Consider the following 22,108-nt stretch of genomic DNA (forward strand, 5'->3'; position numbering starts at 1 on the left):
ATTTCATATTCAATTCACCTCCTAATTTAGATACATTTACCTACTCAATAAATTTAATTCTTAATTACCTTCAAAACTATGTATTCAAAGTTAAATTTTACTACGTTATTTCCATTTTTCAACTTAATTTTCAATTAATTTATAACACACAAATGAATTTTGTTGTATTATGAAAATTATTCCTGTTCAATTTTTACATAAAAATAGAGTAAGAGGAGGAGTAAGGTGTACAATTATTTGTTTTTCTAGCATCAAGATTCAAAATCAAAATTATCTATATTAATTTAATTCGGGAGGAAACAATGGTAAAAGAAAAATTTATAAAATACATAATGTCTTCATGCATGATCTTTATCTTACTCTTTCAAATGATCACGCCTGCAATCGCAAATTCCTCAGAAATTAGTAAAACTATTGATAATCTTACTAGTATTACAAACTCAGTTTACAGTTCGAATGGTGTAACTGATGCAGTATATGGACCTACAAAAAATTACATAGTGAAATTCAAAAAAGATATCGATACAAATAGCTTTATCTCTCGGAAGAAGCTGTCTTCAAAAAAAATCAATACATTCACACAAAAAAACATCCTTACAATGGATTTAAATGCCAAGGAATTAAGTGAAATTAGTAAAGATAAGGATATAGCTTATGTAGAAAAAAATGCCACCGCTTCCATTGCTTCTGTTGGAACAATTAAAAAAGATGACACCTTGCTAAAATCTAAAAAGCCTAATTCCAGTACAATTCCATGGGGAATTAAGGCAATTGGTGCCGATCTCACAATGAACACGAAGTCTGAAGGTAAAAACATTAAAGTTGCCGTCCTGGATACTGGTATTGCGATTCATCCGGACTTAAACATTAGTGGCGGAATTTCTTTTATAACTAATAATTCTAGTTATTCAGATGATAATGGTCATGGAACACACGTTGCAGGAACCATTGCAGCTTTAAACAATAAATTTGGGGTTGTGGGTACAGCACCTTTAGCTGATCTTTATGCGGTAAAGGTCTTAGATAATAGTGGATCAGGGAACTATGCGGAGATCATTCAGGGGATATACTGGGCTATTGATAACCGTATGGACATTATTTCCATGAGTTTCGGTGGATCTGAAAATAGCCAATTGTTACATGAAGCAATACAAGAAGCCAGCAACAATGGAATTCTGATTGTAGCCGCTGCTGGTAATCGTGGACGTGGTGCAGAAACTGAGCTATATCCTGCATTATTTCCTGAGGTCATATCTGTAGGCGCAACTGATAAGAAAAATCAAAGAGCTGTTTTCTCAAGTACAGGTTCAGAGCTAGATATCGTTGCTCCAGGAACTGATATCTTAAGTACAACGAAAGATGGTCAATATGCACTGTTATCAGGGACTTCCATGGCTGTTCCCCATGTTACTGGTGCAGCAGCAACACTTTGGGCAAAAAACAAAAAAATGAGCAGTCAACAAATTAAAAATAAGCTCTATGAAACAGCAACTGCTTTAGGAAATACGTCCGAATACGGTCATGGGTTAATCAATGTAGCTAAAGCTCTTGGCCTAGTCACGGGCCCAATTCCTCCAATAGAGCAACCAGATAATTCGGAGCCACCTACTACTACACCTGATGGGAATTTTGACATTAATAAAAAGGATGTATTAATCACTAATCTAAGTAAGCAATTAAAACACCTAAAAGAGCGTGCAATCGAAGCCAAAAATATACCATTATCTAAAGAAATAGATAGTGATTACAATCAATTGTTAATGAAAACTGCGCAACTCCATCAACTTCCAGATCAATTGAAGGGAACTTCTAAATCACAGCGAGTTCTTCAATCAGCTACTGTAAGTGACTACTTTACTACAAACGTTTCTGGTTCATTAACAAAAATAGAAAATATTTATAAGTCCTTGTTAACAAAATATGCAAACAGTTTAAATACTTCACTCTCTTCTCAGAGCAATGTTAATATTCTTAGCTTTGATAAAATTGGAGATGGACAGTCGATTGCCCAAGGCGGGTCAGCCACTGTTTCATTAACTCTAGATTATGTTACACCTCACCCTACTATTGAAGTTACCGTGCAAGAATCCGCTACTCATAACATTGTTGCTTCGGACATTTTATATCCGGGAAACAATATAAATCCAAGCTATACTTGGCACTCTTCTCTGTCAAACCGAGTTGGAGAATACGTCATTACTTTCCATTATCCTGATGCACTCGGTTGGGATGACCATTTTACTATCTATGTAACTTCTTCAGGTACTGGGCTTTATGCACCAACTGGACTACAAATAACCAATCAAACGCGAGATAGCCTCACCATTTCTTGGAATCCGGTCAATGGAGCCAACTCATATCTAATTCAAAAGAATGGAACTCCAATCACAAGCACCAATGGAAATTCCTATACATTCACAGGACTCACACCCAATACATCATATATGTTTGGTGTAGCTGCTTCTAATTCAACGGGAACTAGCAATTATTCAACCATACAGGGCTCTACACAAGGTAACTCAGCTCCTACTGGACTATATGCTGTTCCATCCTATAACAGCATTACTTTAAGTTGGACACCTGTAACCGATGCAACTCTATATACGGTAAAGCTTAATGGTGCTACGGTAGGTACTACGTCTAGTCCAACATATACATTTACGGGTCTTTCAGTACTAACTAGTTATTCACTAAGCGTCTCTGCATCCTATCCATCAGGAATCAGTCCCTTCTCAATGATTACTAGTAAGACCACGGCTCCACCTATCAATATCAACAATCCAATTGATGTTGATTTACCTTCCGAAGTTTCAGCAATTTATAGTTTTACACCGAATGTTTCTGGGACCTATAGAATATTCTCTAGCCCTTACGGTGGAATCGGCAGCCCTAATGATACTCTAATAGATCTTTATTCTGACCCTGAGCTCACGAAACTTGTCGTTCCAACAGCAGATGACTCAAATGATACTCCATTCTCGGAACTTACCGCTACATTACAATCAGGTGTCGTCTACTACGTAAAATTATATGGATTCGAGACTACTGCTGTACACGCTAGATTAACTGTTAATTTGTTGGCAGCTATTGCTACTATTCAAAGCAATACACCTATTGATATTGATACGGCTGTAAGAGAAAGTCGTGTATATGAGCTAAAAACCCTAGACTCGGGATGGTATACCATTAACACTAGTTACTATGGGGGAGTAAGCAATGGTATAAATAACGATACAGTTTTGAACGTATTCAGTGACGTTAACCTAACAAATCTAGTTCCAAATGGGCATAATGATGATACGGAGACCTCCACGTTTTCAGAGGTGAAGGTGTATTTAACAGGAAATACCAGCTACTTTATTAACGTTGACGGTTATGGAAATTCTGGAATCCATGCAAGGCTATTAGTAATTCCAGATCAAATCACACAATTCGTTGATTTAATAAATAAGGAGCCCGTCAATATCTCTAAAAATGGAAATGCGTTTTACAAATTCACGCCTTCTCAATCAGGACTATATAGATTCTTCACATCACCGTCTCAAATATCCGGTAACAATTCAGATACAATTCTATATTTGTATTCCGACGCAGGACTGAATCATCTAGTAACCACTCCTAACGATGATGTAGTAGGACCCCATCCATATGGAGAGCTTTATTCAAAGATTGAATATACATTAACTCAAGGTACTACATACTACATTGTTGTAGGGAGTATAAATAATACTAAACTGAATACTCGACTTATGGTAGAAGATAATTTTTATTCAACTAAAACGACTGCCAAGGAGGCTACATGGAATACCATATATACGAGCAACATCTCCTCGCTCTACGATACAGAATATTATAAAATTACGGTTACATCACCTGTCTATGTGAAAATAAATATTAGTGCCAATAACATCATACTTGAAGACAATTCAGGGCATGTATTGAAAACATCCAATTCAAGTGGCGTATATTCTGCATATTTATCGGACCCCGGATATTACTATGTTAAAGTAGTACATGATGGTTCTTCAAGTGGTGTAACTCAACCGGTCCAATATTCGTTTAGCGCCAATTCTCAAACAAAACCAGATTGGTATCGGTTTACAATGAATGATGGTGCTGGAGGAAGTGTAGAGGTATACCTGTCAGATATAGGAGGAAGCGCCAGAGAAAATTCAACACCAATATCCGCGATTGTAAAGCGAAATAATCAAACAGTGTATAAGCAATATTCCCTAAGTGCTAGTGGAATGTGGAGTGATACAGGACTCGTATATGCAGGTGCACCTGGTCAAAGTGGAGGAGTTACTCTTACATCGGTTGAGGTCATGGGTATACCAAGTGTACCAATTGTTATAGATATCCAGCAATCCATAGATGACAAAATTAACGAAATAAAGAACGCATTTTATAACTATCTCGAGATTGACCCATCTGAATTAACTGACGAAGATAAAATGATGTTGGTGCGTGGTATTGTTTTTGGAGTGGACGATAATGTCTACTTTGGAGCAGCACAGTGGGCAGCAAATGCTAAAGCACCAGAAAGCAACTACTATTATATGCGTGCAAAGGCATTAACAGATACAATATTTACAGCCGCCTATACAATGGCTGCAGCTGGAAGCGCCGCAGCAGCTGTGCAGGCTTTAATAGATTCCGGTTCCATGGGAGCAATGGCGTTAGCGGCCAGTCCGACAGGTGTTGGAGGTGCTGTTCTGGGCGCTGCATCACTCGAAGAATTAGCCAGAGCGGCTGCATTGTCTGGAGTTTCGTATTTATCTGGGAAGATGGCTATGCGTTCTCAAGGAATTGTAAAAGCTAGTGTAGATAAGCTAAAGGAAACGCTCGGATATAAGATTCGAAATGTTGGTGATGACATTCTTGATAGATTTGAAGGTTATCCGAATGCTAATGGAGGACACACACTTCGTGATCACGTGTCCATGACGAATGAGGAGCTAGTAAGGAGAGCTATTCAAGAGGAATTAGACGCAACTAGCTTTGAAAATAAAAGTACAGCAATTAAAGCAGTTCAACAAAATCTAAGAAAAAATGCTTCACAAATTGAAGAATGGCTTAAAAATTCTGGTGGTATAAAAGCATTTGAAGTTGATCATGGCTACTCGATTGGTTTTGGAGCAGCAGAAAAAACAGGAACTATGAGATATAACTTGACTAAATCAAGAGTTGTATTAGTTAGGGATTCAAGCATTAGTGAGGGATTCTATATTCTGACTTCTTTCCCAATCTTCTAGGAAGGTAGGTTTAATAAATTGACAAAAAAATACGAATCAACAGAGGAATATCTTAAAAGTAGTTATAAGGGTGAATTTCTTGTTTTCTTTAGGTACTTTATTGAAGGTTACTTAATACCGAGAGTCAAATTCGAAGAATTAATGGAAGTTGTTAAAGATTTTAGAAGTAGAGAAAATGAAGAATTTGTTAACGGGCTTCTACGAGAAGCGAATCTATTATTTGAAAAAAAAGACTGGGATTTTGTGAAAAGTTTTGTTAAAACCCATGGTAAGAGAGGCTTAAGTAACGATAGACCTAAAATAATGATTGAAGTTCTTATTGAAGGCTTGTCTTAACTCTAAGGCTCAGGTCGATTTCTGATTTTTTCGTTGTGGAGCTGTCCCAATAGGTCTAACTTGACCTAGAGGGCAGCTCTTTTCACTAATGGCTATATTGCATACTTAAAGAATCCAGGAGATTACTATGTCTATGTCGACGGTTCTTCAAGTGGAGTATCTTCACCGGGTCATTATTTGTTTAAGTTAAGTAAGATGAAAGTATGGTACAAAATGAATGCGGGGAACTAAGACCGTTTACATCAAACAGCCTGAGTCCCAAAATGTTTATGGTACCTGTTATATGGTGAGAAATCAATTGAAGACGTTCAGGTTGGCGACAAAGTATTATCAAAAAATACGGATACAGGCGAACAAGCTTATAAAGAAGTAGAACAATTGTTTCAAAAAGAAGTTAGTGAAACCTATACTAATGAGAAGAAGCCTGCCGACTTGACAAAGACACTCCAACGTAATAAAATATTTTTACGTAACATATAAATTTTATTGGAGGCAGCTCTCTCCATGCTAAAAGAGATCCAAGACAGCTATTACATCGAATTACCTGAGCAAGCGACCGTTTTGCTCAATCCCTTACGTGGGGAAATTATCGCTCAGCTCATGGAACCCGCCTCTGCGGCTGAAGTAGCCAGACAGCTTGGTGAAACAGCCCAGCGTGTTAATTATCACCTGAAAGCACTAGAAAAAGCCGGTTTAGTGCATAAGGTGGGAACACGCCAAGTACGTAATTTAGTTGAAGTTCTGTACAGAGCTATTGCCAAAACGTTCGTTCTTGCCGAATCCCTCAGCATGAAACCAGAAACGCTGCAGCGATTGAAGGATCAAAGCTCACTAGCCCATCTCATAACAACTGCTGAACGAATGAAGAGAGATGCGATGCTGCTCATGGAGCAGTCCGATGTGAACGAGATAATACCCAGCGCATCCATTCAGCTTCAAGTGCATTTGGGCGGCGAAGCGCACAGGCAAGCTTTCGTGGAGGAATACACCGCCATGGTACAGCAATTAGTAACTCGATACTCGATCAAAAGCAGTGAAGATTCACCGTACCAAGTCCTATTATCCGTGTACCCGAAACCGAAAGAATAAGGAGGCACTCTGATGAGTCAAGAACACCAAACCAACAAGCTACAAACTGGTGCATCACCTGTCATTGTCTGGGAGCAAAAAGTTGATCGAACGCAGGATATCAACAATAAAGTTGTATCAATTGATAATTATCGTCGTCATGGCTCCGCTCCTATGGATTCGGAAGCTACCATCACAAGTCAAATACTTCCCACATCAACCTCAGATGAGCCTATTCGACTTATCATGGTATCCTCAGGATTTGGGCAAAAGCCTTCTCACTCTAACCTTACTATACAAAGCTTGGCCGCATAAACAAAACGTACGGAGAGGATGATTCACATGAGTTTTATTCCTATGGTTGTTGAGCAAACTTCTCGGGGAGAACGTTCCTACGACATTTATTCTCGATTGCTCAAAGATCGTATCATATTTCTTGGTACCGAAGTTGACGATCACGTAGCGAATGCCATCGTCGCCCAACTATTATTTCTTTCCGCTGAAGATCCAGAGAAAGATATTTCGCTATACATCAATTCACCAGGGGGTTCCACCTCTGCAGGGCTAGCGATTTATGATACCATGCATTTCATCAAGCCTGATGTCTCTACGATCTGTGTCGGTATGGCCGCTTCTATGGGCGCCGTCCTTCTAACAGCTGGAGCTCCCGGCAAAAGATTTGCGCTGCCTAACGCCGAAGTCATGATCCACCAGCCATGGGGCGGTGCACAAGGGCAAGCCAGCGATATTCAAATCCGCACACAGCATATTTTGAAAACGCGACAAACCTTAAATCGCATCATTTCTGAGACAACGAAGCAATCCATGGAAAAAATTGAGCGAGATACAGACCGTGATTACTTCTTATCCGCCGAAGATGCTAAAACCTATGGTTTAATAGATAAAGTCGTTCAAAACCTTTAATCAACTTAACAAAAAGACTGCTCTAAGGACGCAACAGTGTCCCTAAGCAGTCTTCTTTCGTTTAAAATGCTGATTTTCTTGAATGAACTTGCAAGTTTCAATCCTTATCTGAGTTTATTCTCGATGACCAGACAAGAAGCGACAGTAAGATGAAGATAGACGTAATAGGAATAAATACGGCCCATTCCTTTGTTTGAAAAAATAAAAATTTAACACACAAGGCTAATGGAACTATTGCAGCAGCGCTATAGATCAGCAGCATAATAGTATTCTTATTCGGACTACTAAATACATTTTTCTGATACGTATGTGGAACAAAGGTAAATCCCCTGTTCGTTTTCTTTATGAGCCAGCCAACTCCAAAGGCAATACCAGCCGATAAAAACTGTAAAATATATGTTTCCATAGAAGTTGGATTTGGAATATCCGATATCCCGTCCCAAGCATTCATACCCATATATATGATGATTTGGATAGCTGAATAGGCTACATATCCCATGCTCACCATAACAATGGAATAAAAAACTTGAATCTTGAATAACTGCTTGCAAAACGCAATCATAAGCACGACTTGAACAATGAAATCAAGACTAGCTGAACCGTATTCTATACGGAGCGTATATGAAATGAACGTCGCTAGTACACTAGCAAAAAAAATCGTTGTCACATACAAGCCAAAATTAAACATGCGAAAAAATAAATAATATATCGCCGCAGTCTCGATCGTACCTAACGCCATGAACCAAAAAAAATCCATACGATAAACGCCACCCATTTTCCATTATATGTATCTACTATAGTGCAGTACACGAATGAAAAACCAGACAATTTATGGGAAATAAATGGGTTTTGCCCGCTAAATAATAATAACGCCTTCTCGAGATATCGTTAATTTCTCGAAGCCATCTTCCGTTATGAGATAGGTATCCTCAATACCCACTACCCCTACCCCCGGAAATGTGAACTTGGGTTCAACCGCGATGACCATCCCTGGAGCCAGCGGATATTTGAAGTTTTTTGCGAGAACGGGCAGCTCATCGATTTCGAGCCCAATACCGTGACCAAGGAATTTCACTTGGTCAGCGCCGTAGCCCATGAAGTGGGCGCTGAGCCCCGCTTCCTGCACTTGATCGAGCGCGAACAGGTACAGATGCTCGCTGATCGTACCTGGCTGCAGCCTAGACTCGGTGGCGCGGAGCACCTGCTCCGCCACCTCGTACGCGCGCTGCAGCTCAGGGTCCAAGCTGCCGATGACAAGCGTACGCGTCTGATCGATAAGATACCCGTCGATGCAGCAGCCCAGATCGACGAGAATTGGCTCGTCGCGCCTAATTGGCGCGCGGCCTGAGCTTTGCGGACTTGACGGATGAAGTCCCGTCCCTCCCGCTGGACCGTCAAAATAAGTCGGCACCGCTGCCGAAGCGCCAGCCGCTACCATTCCCGTGATTAACTCGGAATTGTAGGCGCGCATGCGCATAAGACCTTGGTGCCCGCGCATGCGGAGCTGATGCTCGATGAGCGCCATCAGCTCGAACTCCGCCATCCCCTCACGAATGTGGGGGATGACTGCTTCCAAGGCTGCGTCTACGACTGTCGCAGCCTTCCGAATCGCCGTGACTTCGTCCGGCGATTTGATCATTCGCTGCTCGCGCACAAGCAGCGAGCCGTCTTCCCAGGCCGCGCCAGGCAACGCGGCCTGCAAGCGCTGGAACTGCTGGACGGGTAACACGTCCAGTTCGGTTGCTAGCCGCAGCGTTCCCGCTGCGGCATTGTCTAGCAGCCCCGGATACCGGGCTGCTAGACGCTCTTTGAGCGTCTTCATAGAACCAAGCGGCTCGACGTTAGAAGAAGCTTCTTCTTCTGCTCGAGCTAAACTTCTACGAACGAGATATAGCGATTCCCCTTCTGCAGGAATGAATAAATAACCCGTCTGCATAGAGCCAGTGTAGTAATACATGTCAACATGTTGAGTGACCAAAAAACCGGACCATCCGCACTGGATCATTTCTGCTTGCAGCCGCTGCTGTCTTTTTTGGAAGATATTCATGGGAGCCTCTCCTTAGCGTTTTCCGTTAGGAAAACTAGCATCTTAAGCGTTACCTATGATAACGGAAGCCATACACGCTTTTCTTCACATTATACATCAATACACCATCTCCGCCGAAGATTTGATCGTCCATGAAATTGGCTGCAGCACGCTATACGTTCGAGGGAACTCCAAACGAATGAACATAACTACCCCAGGCTTGTTTAACGTGACTGAATACCCGTTCGTTATATTCGTATACGTATAAGGGAATACTTCCCGATCATTAATGATCTTAAACAGCTCGACCACAACTCGTGTGCGCAAAAACGTCTCGGGCAATGGATCATTATTACTATTTAGCCTCAAGTTACTTTGTAAATAACGCATTGCCTCTGTTTTAGCTTTACTTTCTTCAATCACATGGATGCCAATGGCAAGTTTTCCTTGGTCACTCTGCTGAGCTGCCGCGTGAACAGCACGATTCAAAGCATGCTTTCCTTGGAATAGTGTATGCATAGCCAACTCCTCATCCGTTTGCAAAGCATACAAAGCCATATATACAACACTCATCAAGATCAACAGAAGCAGCTTGTACATGATCTCTCCTCAAGGTACATATTCACTCATCTTCATGCCCACGGCCCCCATACGATCTGTTTGTGCCGGAACATTTATACCAATGAGCTGATCAATCACAAAAAGACGATGATACGGATATGTCAATTTAAGCGTTATCCCTATCCCCCTCCAAACAGGTTGGCTAGCATCCATTCCTCCTGCACCAGATGTTGTTGTAACCTCATAGACAAGGTCACTAGCCACGAAGCCTTGTTCCTTCATTCTTTCTTTGGAAGCAATAATCATCGTTTCATTAATATAACCATGCCTTCCGTTTGAACCGATTTCTAACATGTAATCAACTTCTTTTTGTAAAAGAGCTTGCCGAATAATGATAACGTGCTTGTACACAGGCGAAAACATAAACCAACAAAGCAGCGTCGCAAAAAGAATGAACACCAGAATCTGCTTCATGGATCAATCTTTTGAATCGTACCATTGATTCTTGCTCCGCTATCCTTAACTTGCTGCCTTGTTCCAGCATCCCCACCCACCACATTGCTATAAACGACAATCACCACCATTATCAGCATCACTGTAACTAGAATCGATCTCAACGCAATCTCTCTATCATTATGGCTTTAATGCCGTAATATCTGCATTTGCCTTCGTTCCATGGGTTTCAATATTTTTCTTCATTCCTGTAGACCCATCATTAATAATTGTTGTAAAAAGCACAGCGACTACAATCAGCATCATGACTGTTATTAATATATTTCTCATAACTTCCCTCTTTCATTAATTAATAGAGTTAAATAATCGCTGGCCTTCCGCAATCCATGGATACATAAATACACGAAATGTATTAAGAATGGGCAGTCCAGCCAAAACAAACAACACATAGGACACCGTTTCTTTACGGCTATCTCGAACCATCTCCATCTTCTCCTTATAATCTTGTATTCTTTGCTTTAACAACTCGTAATAAGTGTCATGCTCATTCATCCTCAGAGCATTTAAGGTTTCACCAAAGCTATGGGCTTCATCCGTCCCCAATCTCATTTTAAAAGTTTGAATAGCCGCTTCTGCATCCTGATACCACTCATTGAGCAGAACTTGGAAATGAGCCCTGACCGAACGTGTTTGTGAAACACAGAGCGTGAGTTTCCGATGCAAATTCATACGTGAATCATTATAGTAGAGAAGATGATGACTAATGATATAAATTTCTTTGACAATCCGATGCGCCCTCTGCTCCTTTAGTTGAAGCAGCGCCTTCTTATCGAAGATTAGAAAAACAAGCATACATCCCGCTCCAACCACGATATAGACAGGGTGCAAATGAAAGGTAAAAAAAGAAAACTTCAAAGCCAGGTAGCCTCCTCCAGCGATAAGTAGCGCTCCAATAATCGATAAGCGTCTGCTTCCTTCATAAAATGCCGCATCTATCCACATCCCGCAACCGTAAAGCAATTGCCTTTTCTCCTCGACACGTTTACCGCTCATTCCAAGCACTTTAAATAACCAACCAGGCAACTGCGCCTTTTGAAGCGCACGTTTCACATACAGAGATCTCCACCTTTTCGCTTTAACTGGAAACTGCACAAGACATTGATACAAGACCGTCATGATAAGCGTAAAAAGCAGCAGGTTCGACGCTATTTGTAAAACAAATAATTGTTTGCTTTCAATAACCAATATACACAACCTCACATTCTTCTTAATGATAAGTAAATGCCCATAAGAAACGACACGAAAATTAGCAAAAGAGCGTCCAATAGCATATTGCGGCCAACAGGATCCACAAAGTAGTACAAATACGCATTGTCTGTATTCACCTTGAAATTAATAAGCATAAATAAAGCTAGGAATAAAATCGGTGTAAAGTTGGCAATACGAATCTCCAAAAGTCGATTTCTGTCCAACTGATCCGATCGCTGCGCTTTACGCATATCGACAATTAACTCTTTTAAGCTATCCCCCACAAAGATACCTTCCGTCAAAGCCACACGAACAATACCGACGAAATAATCTGCCCATGTATGTCCTAAAGTAAACGAAAACATTTTCAAACTATCCTCTGTCTCCCTTTGTGTCATTAAGTTTCGATACAATTGCTCAAACACGGGCTTGATTGGATATAAGATGCGATTTTCCTCTAAACAAAGCTTCAGAGCTATTTTAATATTTTGATTCGGATCGATCATGTAATATTGATAAAATACTTCTACTGCCGGTAAAAACTCTAATCTCGTTTGCAAGCGAATGCTCACCAACTTCATTCGAAGCAGCATATAAGGGAGTGAGACGAAAATAAACGTCACGACCGCTGCACCTTTGACGGTTTGGAAAAATAAAGCCCCTCCTAGTAGGCCAACCAAAAGCAATACAATGGTCAGCACGATTAACATGTTTAAGCTCATTTGGGATTCGACGGATTCCATCATCTCCTTCACATGCTTATAGAAAAGGCTCCTCTTCCCCAAATATTCGCCGAACCTGCTCCCTAGCTTAGATTGTTTGACATAATGGAGCCTGTACCTTGCTTTACGCTGTCGGACAAGCGCTCGTAACATCGCGTAGAGAAACACATAGCATAAGACAAATAACAATAAAAGAATCAAGTATTTGGCGAAAACCAATCTGTCATTCGCCTTCTTTCTCAATAAAATCGAGCTTCATCAGCATATTAAACCCTCCTGGATCATGTTTAATTATTTTTTGCGATGCATGATGCGACAATTTCCCGGGAAATGTCCATTGATCTGTAAAAATGTCATAAAGTGCGAGATCCGTAACACGAACCTCCTCATTTTCGTAGTTGTACTCCCCGATTCGCACTATTTTTCTTTTCCCACGAACAATGGCCATTTCAATGCCGATTTGTGTAACATATTCGGTAATTCGCTTTGTTAAGCGTGCTGGATTCATCCCCCGACCATCGAGCATACACATGTCTGTGATAGCATCAGGCACATCTTCCAGCTCATTAACATGAACAGAAGTAATACTCCCCTCATGTCCGCGAGTGCATGCCCGTACATATAAATTGGCATCCTCATCTCGAATTTCGGCATGGCATATTCGTTTAGGGGATTGTCTCAAAGCTAATTTGAATGCCTGTAATCCAGAATGTCTCGGATCTGATTCATCAATTTCGTATTCAATGATATTTTTCAGGGGGAAATTCCGCTTCAAATTCAATTCGAATCTTGACTCGATCGTAATGATTCTTTCGTTATCATCCATTTCAGCAATGATAGCTTTAATTAAATTCGTTTTACCTGAGTTCGTCGGACCAATCACGACCATATTAAAGTAAGATCTGATAAGGCTAAGGATTAAATCCTTCATTTGAGTATCCAAGGTCGCAAGCTCTGAACTGGCAAGAGAAGCTAAATCGAAGCGCTTTACTGTATAAAAACGAATCGTTAAGGTCGGCTCCGCCGTAAAGCCAAATCCAGTCATCGTAACACGCGAGCCATCACGCAAAACGACTTCCGCCCACCGCTTCCTAGGATTTAACGTGTCATTATTAAACAGCACTAAATTTTGTTGAATTCGCTCCAAATCCTTCAACGTTGGCAACAGATAAGGGGACGGCACTGGTGTCCCGCTGCGCACCTCAAAAATTCGCCGCCCCACAACCTGAATTTCCTCAAGCCCCTCCTTATGTTTCAATACAAGCTCCAGAACATTCAATCCAATAATCTCTGCAAATATGGCTTCAGGCAAAGTTGCGTAGCTATTCGCACCTGGGGGCAAATCGGACAATCTGCGTTTTGTTACAAGATCGTGGATCATCGCAAGAATCTTGCCTCGATCTTCTTCATAGCCCAAAATCGCCCGATTTAACGTCTCATTATAATGCTGCTTCTCTTCTTCCGTCCTGCCCTTCACCAGAACAAGCTCACTGCGAATGTCTTGAACCCATTGATAGAATACAGCATCAGCTGGCTTCTTCTCCTCTGTCCGATCTATTAAGGTTGATACGTCAGTTCGGTCTGATCGCAGTTTCTGCCGTGTTCTTGGCCCAGCGCCTGGTCTTATACCTGTTCCCGCCCACTTAACTTCACCTAACCACGCACTGCTGCTGACCTTGCTTTCCTCACCTTTCCGCTCATGCATATAAGTAATAATTGAGAATTTCTCTTCATTCACTCCCCTTCACCTCATCCTTATGTATTAGGTCGCCGCCCTTCGTCCTGCTAGCATTCTTCGTAGCCAAGTAACACGACGCACATTCGCTTTCCTTGGCAGCTTGTAGTAGTCGATTAGCTTGCTTGAAACTGCTAGAACCTCCTCCCCCATCATGTGTCCTGGTGCGAACATTTCCATTAGTTTTCCTTGATTGCAGCGAGATAGCGCATCGGCGTGTCGCGTAATTTGGCCGATCAGATGGAGCTGCGTTTCTTTACGGATATCTTTAATCGTGAACTCATCCTGCTTAGCGTTTCGGTCCACCTGTACAGCGATCAGCTCAAAAGCATCGGACTGAAGACCAAATACAGAACCAACCTGCCTAACCCATCTCGAAAAATCCTCTTGAAATTGGGATAGATCGGAAGTCGTAACAACAATTCTAGTGTCTGCCTCTAGGAGTCCGCATATCGTTGCCGCATTATCCCAATACGCATTCACTTCCACTACACACACATCAAAAGCAGCTCGCGCTACACGCATTAAATGAACAATTTCCGATGGCGTAAAAAACTCAGCCTGCTCTCGAAGCATATTGCCGTATAAAATGTGTAAACCAGGCGTCTCTCTTGGCTGATCACAAACTTGCTGCAGTCTCTCAGCTGTTAGGCTCTGCGCTTTCAGCTCCGCTCTCAAGCCATCGAGAGTAAATACATTTTCGTCACGCCCCAAATATCGATGCAACTTGGAGCTTTTCAAATTCAGACATACATACCCGATCCTCGCGGAGGTTTCCAAGGCTAAAGAGTAAGCCGTCCCGAAAGAGGTCAGTGTCGTGCCGATGTTCGGGGTAGATCCGACAAAGGTGATCAACTTACCAGTCGCTTGTTGATAAGCATATTCGCCAGCTAAACCGTCCACCCAAGCACGAATATCATCAGCAATAACAGCCGTGCTCCGTCCTGGTTGGATGTAATCGAGGTTCATAAGTCTACACATTTTCACATACTTTTCATTAATAGCCGCATCATGATAATTAGATAACAGCACGATAATTTTCACATCCTTGTGCGTCTGTTGAATGCCATCAATACATTCCTCAAGAGCCCCAAACTCCAAATATCGATCGGATAAAATGACATGCGAGAAGGGTCGCTCCGCCAATTCCTGTACCAAATCCATAACTGTCGAACAAACCGCCCAGCTTAAAGTCTGGTCATATACCACATTAGTTATTTCGTCTATTAACCTTTCATCTGCTGAAAGTAACCCTATGTTCACTTTCACTCCTCCTTTCAATTAGGCGCCAGAATGGATGATGAACTAAATGCAATAACCAGCTTCGCTTTTTTGGAGCTACAAAGCTGATCGATCTTGAGCCACTCTTCCTCGGCTAAATTTAGATTGATTTGATCGATAGCGCCGTTCGCTTCCAACCTTGATGCGTACATTTTTTCCTTATCCCCCTCCACTTTCGACATCAGGTTTGAGCTTTTGGGATTATCTACTTCTACATTCGCTGAAGACTTCACGGAAGCGACCATGATTTCATTTTCAAAAAGTTTGCGCGAACTCCCATCTGCTGCGGATACGTAAATACGAACGCGATCTCCAGCACGTATACCATTGGATACTGACAATACATACTCTTTGGGTATCTGAAAAGTAGCCTGATGTTCATTCGGCAATAGATGGTAACGATTCACTTTCCACTTCAAAATCGGTTCGTGCTTGCCTAGCGGAATTAACGTTTCCTGTCCCACAATCTCATCTAATTCCGTAATCATGCTGCTAGCAAAGCTGCCCTTTTGCATAGCTCTTAACTCAACCATATCGCTGCCAACCATCGTTCCGGCGCGTATAAAGTCTTTGGGTACAACCACCTGTACCGTCTGCTGCAATTCCACCTGATTGACTTGTAGTACATAAACCCCATACACAAGTCCACCAGCGAGCAGCGCAGCAATGAAACTAATAAGCAGGCTTCTCCTGCGATTCAACCCCTCGACCTCCTTTTTCTTCAAAAAGCAAAAAAGAACGCAAACCTCGGAAGTTCATCCGAAAATTTGCGTTCTTCGCAAAACAATAATATCATCTCAGTTCAATCACTATCAGTTCAATCACTACGAACTAAAGTATCACATAATATCCCAATTTACAACTTATTTTTACAAATACAATATACCTACGGATACAGGAGCCTTTTTCGTTCCCTATGCGCACTATCCCCACAGCTCAGAGTTACAGATACTTTTTTAAACGAGCAGCTTTATTAATTAGGAAGTGTCGCTTGATATTGAGTCCATAGCGTATTCACGTCTGTTCCGGTAATCACTTGAAATTGACGTTCTTTCCATAATTGAATTTCATTTGCACCCCCGACGTTGTATGGGATCGGAGTCGTCGCATTTAGCTATAAGGTTCGTCCTCTGCGGAAGTAATCGTGTATGAGATAACGGCTTTCACAGTAGGAAACTCATATTGCAGCCATGCTGGGCTGTTGAATGTCAACCATTTTGAAAAAACATCCTGGTCGAACGCTTTATCCTTCCCTTGGTGTGGCGCAAACTCTCCACTGGCTGTTACCTTCCCACCTAAAGCCAAATTTGTTGGTATAGTAATCGAAGTCGATTGTGCTGCTACCGCAGCTGGAATATGTACGTTGCTACTGAAGCCTACACCTATGGCGGCGTATAATTTTTGTTAATAAATCCCTACGAAGAACCTGCTGATCGCAGATAACATCCTTCCTGAAATCTCTACTCTCTTTATTTTCTCTATCATCTGATATTCCCCAGCATCTACAAGGTTTGATATTCATATAAATAGGAGTATCAAAGAAATAAGCAGGATTCTCCTGCGATTCAACCCCTCGACCTCCTTTTTCATCAAAAAACAAAAAGAACGCAAACCTCGGAAGTTCATCCGAAAATTTGCGTTCTTCGCAAAACAATAATTTCATCTCAGCTCAGAATTACAGATGCTCTTTTAAATGAGCAACTTTTATTAATTAGGAAGTATCGCTTGATATTGCGTCCAGAGCGTATTCACGTCTGTTCCGGTAATCAATTGAAATTGACTTTCTTTCCACAATTGAAGTTCTCTTTCACCACCGATGTTGTAAGGGATCTGAGTGGCATTTAGTTCACGAATGAAACCTCGTTTTTTCGTATCCTCAATCCAACGAATGAAGTTCGCTGTTCCATTAGTCTGCCAAGTCCCTCCCTTGCTGGCGCTATAGCGGTCATGGTAGCCCGTTTCATAGCGTAGGCTATCAGCTACTGCTTCCACATCGAAATGGCTATATTGATAAACATGGCCTATTTCATGATAAAGAATTCCAATTATTTCTTCGCGTAACGATTTGGAAGGACTAGGTACGAAGTTTCTTAGAAACTGTGAACTGAAGCCAACTGTCTTCTGCGCACTGTCTCCCGATGTCCAAGCCACCCCAGGAACATCTTCAATGGTCACCAGGATTTTCTTCACATCAGTAGGCACATCTGCGGGATTACTGTATAACATTTCGTTTACTTTACGTGCGATCTCCAAGATGTCTTTCTCGGCATTGGGAAGAGCTTGAGTGAATAAGCTCCCGCTGCCCGTTGAATCAAGGTTCTGTACTTCGATGACTGGGTTAACGGCATGCGCAATATCATTTGTGCGCGAAAATTCAACTTCGCCCAATTGCGTAATGTAGCCGCTATGATTTGTCAAATTGTTGAGCCTATAATATTGATAAGCCGTGGTACTGTTATTCAGAATGTAATGATTGCGCTGATGCCGAACTTTGAAGGTCTCATCGCTTTTCGTGTCTATCATCGTCCAGTTCGTATTGTCGTTGGATCCTTGAAGGACCCAACTTTTCGGATCACCTTCGGGTTTATTGTTAGCCGCCGTAAGCGCGTAACCATCAATCGTCACCTGTTCGCCGAAGTCGAACTTAAGCCATGAGTTGTTCTCATAAGTTAACCATTTCGTAACGCTTGTCCCATCCACCAAGTTCGCTTTGATATCGGTAGGCGCGTTTTCTCCGCTAGCCGTAACCGTGGGCTTAATTGTGTTCCATGTCTTTGCGCTGCCATCGAATAGTTTGATTTCAGACAACTGCAGAATGCCGCTTCCAATTTGATTATTAAAGTCATCAAATTTCACATATTTATAAGCAGTCGTATTCGTAAATGAATAGGTTTTCGCTTGATGCCGGGAGGTAAAACTTTGATTTTGTCGTGTGTCCAGCTGCGTCCAGCTAGACCCGTCATTGGAGCCTTTTAATACCCAACTTTTTGGGTCTCTAAAAGGTTCGTCCTCCGCGGAAGTAATCGTGTATGAAGTAACGACCTTCGCAGTAGGAAACTCATATTGCAGCCATGCTGGGCTGTTGAATGTCAACCATTTTGAAAAAACGTCCTGGTCGAACGCTCTATCCTTCCCTTGGTGTGGCCCATACTCTCCACTGGCTGTTACCGTCCCACCTATAGCCAAATTTGTTGGTATAGTGATTGAAGTCGATTGTGCTGCTGCCGCAGCGGGAATGTATACGTTGCCACTGAAACCTACTCCTATGGTGGCCGCTAAAATAAGTACTCCTAATTTTCTCATGTTTTGTCATCTTCCTCTTTTCATTAATTTTGTATTAATCAATAAATAGATACATTTTATGCCTTATTATACATCAATTCTCGTGATTTGGTAAAATATACAACAAAAAAAACATATTATTCATAGTAAATTTATTGTAAATGATTCATAAGAAGCATTTATCCCTTGCAAATAACATGCTTCCTGAAATCTCTACTCTCTTTATTTTCTCTATCCTCTGATATTCCCCAGCATCTGTAAGATTTCATATTCAAATAAATACGAATATCAAAGGAAAGAGCCCGGCATTAAATACCGGACTCTTTTCTCACAGAAATCTATACATACAGTTTTTTCGCTTTCATTCGTAAGGGCATGAGGCGATAATCTTTTTCGTATACGCTTGTAAATTTCACCAATACAACTAACCGCTTATATAGCGTTGTTGTCCTGTACTTCCGCAAGCGTCGGGAGCGCGGGAATCGCACCCCTGCGGGTTGTCGTGATCGCGCCTACACGATTGGCGAACGCGAACACCCGCTCCGCAGCTCCAGCTTCGCCGAGCGCGCCCGCGATGTTAGCTGGCGTAGCGCCAAGCGCCACCAGCTGAAAAAGCATCCCGCCGACGAAGCTGTCGCCGGCGCCAGTCGTATCCACGGCCGCCGCAGGCTGGCCAGGGACGACCACATCCTGCCGTGCGGTCACGACACGGCAGCCTTGAGCCCCCAAGGTGATGACAATCACCTTGGGACCCTGCCGCAGCAGCAGTTGCGCACCTGTGGTCGCGTCTACGCCGAAGAGGAATTCAATTTCCTCCTCGCTCACTTTGACCACATCAGCCAGCGGTAGCTGCGCAAGAATCTCGGCCCGCGCAGCGTCAGCGCTCGGCCACAGGGCTAGACGAACATTGGGGTCATACGACACCAATGCGCCGAACTCGCGTGCTCGACGCGCAGCGTCGAGCGTCGCAGTGCGGCAGGGCTCGGCGATCAAGGACACCGAGCCGAAATGATAGACCGCTGCGTCTTCCAGCCACTGTGCCTCGACTTCGTCGGCGCGCAGCAGCATGTCCGCCGCCGGATCGCGAAAAAACAAGAAATCGCGCTCTCCATCCGCGCGCAGGGAAACAAAAGCCAGACCTGTCTTCGCCTCAGCAGTCTGGATCACAGCCGCATGCACGCCTACTTCTTCGAGCGTCCGCTTCAAATAATCGCCGAAGGGATCCTCGCCGATTTTCCCAATAAACCGCGCGTTCCCGCCCAGCTTGGCCACAGCCGCAGCCACATTGGCAGGCGCTCCCCCCGCCGCCCGCTGAAAACTCGTAACATCAGCTAACGCTTGTCCGTTCACATCCGGCACGAAATCAATCAATAACTCACCTAAACATACAATATACTGTTTGTCCATTTTCTTTAGTCCCCTCTTTGTTGATAACCTAAAGCGTTCAAGACGTATTTCGTCGTCTGATTAATTAAGGTTTCCGTATCTGGCCGCTCATCCGTAAACAAAAGCTCAAAAAATTCCCGTTGTTTATAGAAAAATATCGATCCTAGTACAAACATGAGCGTACTATCCAAGGATTCAAAATGGTAGAGACCCTGCTTTCTGCCGATCTCCAAAAATTCCCTTACCTTTTTCCATATTGGATATATTAAATCTCTCATTTTTTCAACTCGCGGCGTTATCGTAATAATCTCCATCTGCATCATCGTAATCATCTCAGGGTCCGCATTTCGAATGAATACAACTTCCCGAATAATCGTTTGGATACCTACAATCGGATCTTGAAGAGCAAAAAAATCCGCAAGCTTATAGCTTGGGAAAAATTGTTTGAATATTTCGTGGAAAACGTTCTCTTTGCCCCCAAAATGATAGGAAACCAGAGCCACGTTGGCTCCGGCCTCCTCACATATTTGACGAACGCTAGTTCCGTCATAACCATTTTTGGCAAACAGCTTCTTTGCTGCAAGCAATATGCGCATTTTCACATCTAGTTCTTTATCTGTCATCAACCAGCGGCCTCCTTGGTTTTGTTATGCCTCTTGTGGACGAAGTTCCACGATTGGTGTCGGCTTTGCCTTCTTTAAACTAACCACCAGGACATCAATGACCAGCGCAACACCAGCAATGAGGAATAGGAATTCAACTTCCTTGCTAACGTCTGGTCCGCCAAATAGTATATTCATTAAACCATTAACGGCATAAGTCCCTGGGAAAACATCGCTAAGACTATGATAAAAATTCGATAAAAGCTCACGTGGGACAATCGCTCCTGAAGTCACCAATTGCAAAGACAACATTGCGATGTTAAATAGCATACCTGCGTTACCAAACAATGTCAAAAACATTTGAGCTACGAGAGCGAATGTGAGCAAAAATAACGATTGGAAGGCCCATAGCATGAAGTATCCTTTCTCTACGTGTCCTCCCAAAAGAACCACCATCGACGCGCCAATTAAACCAATAATAGCGGAAGCAATCAAGGTAATCATGAAACGCGCAGCCGTTTTGTGCCCTTTGGAAAGCGAGGAGCCAAGTAGGTTAGAAGATACGTTGAAATTCATTCCCATAATCATAGTGCCTACCATGGAAGCGAGGACGAGCATCATCGGCAACATTTGATTCGGCATATCCTTCACTTTATTCGTGCTGTGAATTTCTGAGGTGACTTTACTAGTCAGTCCCTGAGCGATTTGACCAGCCTGCTCAGCTGGCAGCTTCGGGTTCATTTGCGTAAGAACAGCGGCTGCGCCTACTGCAACAGCCTCTTTATTCACGGCCGCCGTAACGTTGCTAGCAACTGCTTGCATCACCGACTTCGTCATTGACGGATTGGACTCATTAATCGTGTAAGAGATTGGGACTGTTGCCCCCTGTGTTTGAAGCTGTTTAGAAAAATCCGCCGAAATGCGCATCACCATCTGCACCTCACGCGCATTCAATCTCCGCTGCGCTTCCTCATTCGAGGATATAACTTCGGTGCGGAAAGGTAGATTTCCTTTCAAATTCTCAACAATTTTGCTGCCTAAACCTTGATCCTCGTTCACAATGGCAATTTTAAAATTCTTCGTATTATCGGATACGCCCGCATAACCTGTCATCCATATGATACTGAATAAGAGTTGAAACATAACAGCTGTAATAATACCCACCTTCGTAGTTGTCGGTTTGAGAAAAGCACCTAAAACGGATAGCATATTAACCACTCCTTTTATTA

Annotated in this window: 22 protein-coding genes; 6 read left to right on the top strand and 16 right to left on the bottom strand. The window is 42.5% G+C overall.

Annotated features, from left to right (window positions below; genetic code table 11):
• The first annotated feature begins 302 nt into the window (after positions 1-302).
• The 6 genes from GK047_RS24565 (at position 303) to clpP (ending at position 7,583) form a co-directional block, all read left to right on the top strand.
• Complete coding sequence (locus GK047_RS24565) at positions 303-5,255, top strand: S8 family serine peptidase (protein ID WP_163952739.1); 4,953 nt, start codon at positions 303-305, stop codon at positions 5,253-5,255.
• Between the two features lie 18 nt (positions 5,256-5,273).
• Positions 5,274-5,591 carry a hypothetical protein gene (locus GK047_RS24570; protein ID WP_163952741.1) on the top strand — a complete coding sequence of 106 codons (318 nt, stop codon included), beginning with the start codon at positions 5,274-5,276 and terminating at the stop codon, positions 5,589-5,591.
• Positions 5,592-5,888: 297 nt separating this feature from the next.
• A complete protein-coding gene (locus tag GK047_RS30720; RefSeq protein ID WP_481856054.1) occupies positions 5,889-6,071 on the top strand; it encodes a hypothetical protein in 183 nt (60 codons plus the stop codon).
• Positions 6,072-6,095: 24 nt separating this feature from the next.
• The gene (locus tag GK047_RS24580) at positions 6,096-6,680 is read left to right on the top strand and encodes an ArsR/SmtB family transcription factor (RefSeq protein WP_163952743.1); all 585 of its coding nucleotides are present in this window, start codon (positions 6,096-6,098) and stop codon (positions 6,678-6,680) included.
• Positions 6,681-6,692: 12 nt separating this feature from the next.
• Positions 6,693-6,974 carry a hypothetical protein gene (locus GK047_RS24585; protein ID WP_163952745.1) on the top strand — a complete coding sequence of 94 codons (282 nt, stop codon included), beginning with the start codon at positions 6,693-6,695 and terminating at the stop codon, positions 6,972-6,974.
• Between the two features lie 27 nt (positions 6,975-7,001).
• Positions 7,002-7,583 (top strand): ATP-dependent Clp endopeptidase proteolytic subunit ClpP, encoded by a 582-nt coding sequence (gene clpP, locus GK047_RS24590; protein WP_163952747.1) that lies wholly within the window; start codon positions 7,002-7,004, stop codon positions 7,581-7,583.
• 97 nt (positions 7,584-7,680) lie between these two features.
• On the opposite strand, the gene GK047_RS24595 is transcribed toward clpP, so the two are convergent.
• From GK047_RS24595 to GK047_RS24660, 16 genes are all read right to left on the bottom strand, one after another.
• Positions 7,681-8,340, bottom strand: a complete 660-nt coding sequence (locus tag GK047_RS24595; RefSeq protein ID WP_163952750.1) for a hypothetical protein — start codon at positions 8,338-8,340, stop codon at positions 7,681-7,683.
• Positions 8,341-8,439: 99 nt separating this feature from the next.
• Positions 8,440-9,630 (bottom strand): M24 family metallopeptidase, encoded by a 1,191-nt coding sequence (locus GK047_RS24600; protein ID WP_163952752.1) that lies wholly within the window; start codon positions 9,628-9,630, stop codon positions 8,440-8,442.
• Between the two features lie 96 nt (positions 9,631-9,726).
• Complete coding sequence (locus GK047_RS24605) at positions 9,727-10,209, bottom strand: hypothetical protein (protein ID WP_163952755.1); 483 nt, start codon at positions 10,207-10,209, stop codon at positions 9,727-9,729.
• Positions 10,210-10,218: 9 nt separating this feature from the next.
• Positions 10,219-10,644, bottom strand: a complete 426-nt coding sequence (locus GK047_RS24610; protein ID WP_163952757.1) for a hypothetical protein — start codon at positions 10,642-10,644, stop codon at positions 10,219-10,221.
• Positions 10,641-10,766 carry a hypothetical protein gene (locus GK047_RS30225; RefSeq protein WP_275901710.1) on the bottom strand — a complete coding sequence of 42 codons (126 nt, stop codon included), beginning with the start codon at positions 10,764-10,766 and terminating at the stop codon, positions 10,641-10,643. The genes GK047_RS24610 and GK047_RS30225 overlap by 4 nt, the downstream gene beginning before the upstream one ends.
• A 37-nt stretch (positions 10,767-10,803) precedes the next feature.
• Positions 10,804-10,953 (bottom strand): hypothetical protein, encoded by a 150-nt coding sequence (locus tag GK047_RS29325; protein ID WP_205516968.1) that lies wholly within the window; start codon positions 10,951-10,953, stop codon positions 10,804-10,806.
• Between the two features lie 15 nt (positions 10,954-10,968).
• A complete protein-coding gene (locus GK047_RS24615; RefSeq protein WP_163952759.1) occupies positions 10,969-11,868 on the bottom strand; it encodes a hypothetical protein in 900 nt (299 codons plus the stop codon).
• 11 nt (positions 11,869-11,879) lie between these two features.
• A complete protein-coding gene (locus GK047_RS24620) occupies positions 11,880-12,794 on the bottom strand; it encodes a hypothetical protein (protein WP_163952761.1) in 915 nt (304 codons plus the stop codon).
• A gap of 22 nt (positions 12,795-12,816) precedes the next feature.
• Entirely contained in the window at positions 12,817-14,331 is a 1,515-nt protein-coding gene (locus GK047_RS24625) for an ATPase, T2SS/T4P/T4SS family (protein ID WP_346010386.1), read from the bottom strand.
• 24 nt (positions 14,332-14,355) lie between these two features.
• Positions 14,356-15,591, bottom strand: coding sequence for a CpaE/TadZ family protein (locus GK047_RS24630; RefSeq protein WP_163952763.1), 1,236 nt, complete (start codon positions 15,589-15,591; stop codon positions 14,356-14,358).
• Positions 15,592-15,605: 14 nt separating this feature from the next.
• Entirely contained in the window at positions 15,606-16,310 is a 705-nt protein-coding gene (locus tag GK047_RS24635; RefSeq protein WP_163952764.1) for an SAF domain-containing protein, read from the bottom strand.
• A gap of 409 nt (positions 16,311-16,719) precedes the next feature.
• The gene (locus GK047_RS24640) at positions 16,720-16,914 is read right to left on the bottom strand and encodes a hypothetical protein (protein ID WP_240344198.1); all 195 of its coding nucleotides are present in this window, start codon (positions 16,912-16,914) and stop codon (positions 16,720-16,722) included.
• Positions 16,915-17,316: 402 nt separating this feature from the next.
• Positions 17,317-18,912, bottom strand: a complete 1,596-nt coding sequence (locus tag GK047_RS24645; protein ID WP_163952766.1) for a basic secretory protein-like protein — start codon at positions 18,910-18,912, stop codon at positions 17,317-17,319.
• A 411-nt stretch (positions 18,913-19,323) separates the two neighbouring features.
• The gene (locus GK047_RS24650) at positions 19,324-20,298 is read right to left on the bottom strand and encodes a PfkB family carbohydrate kinase (protein WP_163952768.1); all 975 of its coding nucleotides are present in this window, start codon (positions 20,296-20,298) and stop codon (positions 19,324-19,326) included.
• Between the two features lie 5 nt (positions 20,299-20,303).
• Entirely contained in the window at positions 20,304-20,900 is a 597-nt protein-coding gene (locus GK047_RS24655) for a TetR/AcrR family transcriptional regulator (RefSeq protein ID WP_163952770.1), read from the bottom strand.
• A 24-nt stretch (positions 20,901-20,924) separates the two neighbouring features.
• Entirely contained in the window at positions 20,925-22,088 is a 1,164-nt protein-coding gene (locus tag GK047_RS24660; RefSeq protein ID WP_163952772.1) for a YhgE/Pip domain-containing protein, read from the bottom strand.
• Between the last annotated feature and the right edge of the window lie 20 nt (positions 22,089-22,108).

Origin of the sequence: Paenibacillus sp. SYP-B3998 (assembly GCF_010820665.1) — a bacterium.
Classification (GTDB): Bacteria; Bacillota; Bacilli; order Paenibacillales; family NBRC-103111; genus Paenibacillus_E.

Coding starts and splice junctions, on each gene's coding strand:
- GK047_RS24655 (WP_163952770.1), bottom strand. CDS start 20,900: ATGACAGATAAAGAACTAGATGTGAAAATGCGCATATTGCTTGCAGCA.
- GK047_RS24610 (WP_163952757.1), bottom strand. CDS start 10,644: ATGAAGCAGATTCTGGTGTTCATTCTTTTTGCGACGCTGCTTTGTTGG.
- GK047_RS24650 (WP_163952768.1), bottom strand. CDS start 20,298: ATGGACAAACAGTATATTGTATGTTTAGGTGAGTTATTGATTGATTTC.
- clpP (WP_163952747.1), top strand. CDS start 7,002: ATGAGTTTTATTCCTATGGTTGTTGAGCAAACTTCTCGGGGAGAACGT.
- GK047_RS24645 (WP_163952766.1), bottom strand. CDS start 18,912: ATGAGAAAATTAGGAGTACTTATTTTAGCGGCCACCATAGGAGTAGGT.
- GK047_RS24580 (WP_163952743.1), top strand. CDS start 6,096: ATGCTAAAAGAGATCCAAGACAGCTATTACATCGAATTACCTGAGCAA.
- GK047_RS29325 (WP_205516968.1), bottom strand. CDS start 10,953: ATGAGAAATATATTAATAACAGTCATGATGCTGATTGTAGTCGCTGTG.
- GK047_RS24595 (WP_163952750.1), bottom strand. CDS start 8,340: ATGGATTTTTTTTGGTTCATGGCGTTAGGTACGATCGAGACTGCGGCG.
- GK047_RS24605 (WP_163952755.1), bottom strand. CDS start 10,209: ATGTACAAGCTGCTTCTGTTGATCTTGATGAGTGTTGTATATATGGCT.
- GK047_RS24565 (WP_163952739.1), top strand. CDS start 303: ATGGTAAAAGAAAAATTTATAAAATACATAATGTCTTCATGCATGATC.
- GK047_RS24660 (WP_163952772.1), bottom strand. CDS start 22,088: ATGCTATCCGTTTTAGGTGCTTTTCTCAAACCGACAACTACGAAGGTG.
- GK047_RS24600 (WP_163952752.1), bottom strand. CDS start 9,630: ATGAATATCTTCCAAAAAAGACAGCAGCGGCTGCAAGCAGAAATGATC.
- GK047_RS24585 (WP_163952745.1), top strand. CDS start 6,693: ATGAGTCAAGAACACCAAACCAACAAGCTACAAACTGGTGCATCACCT.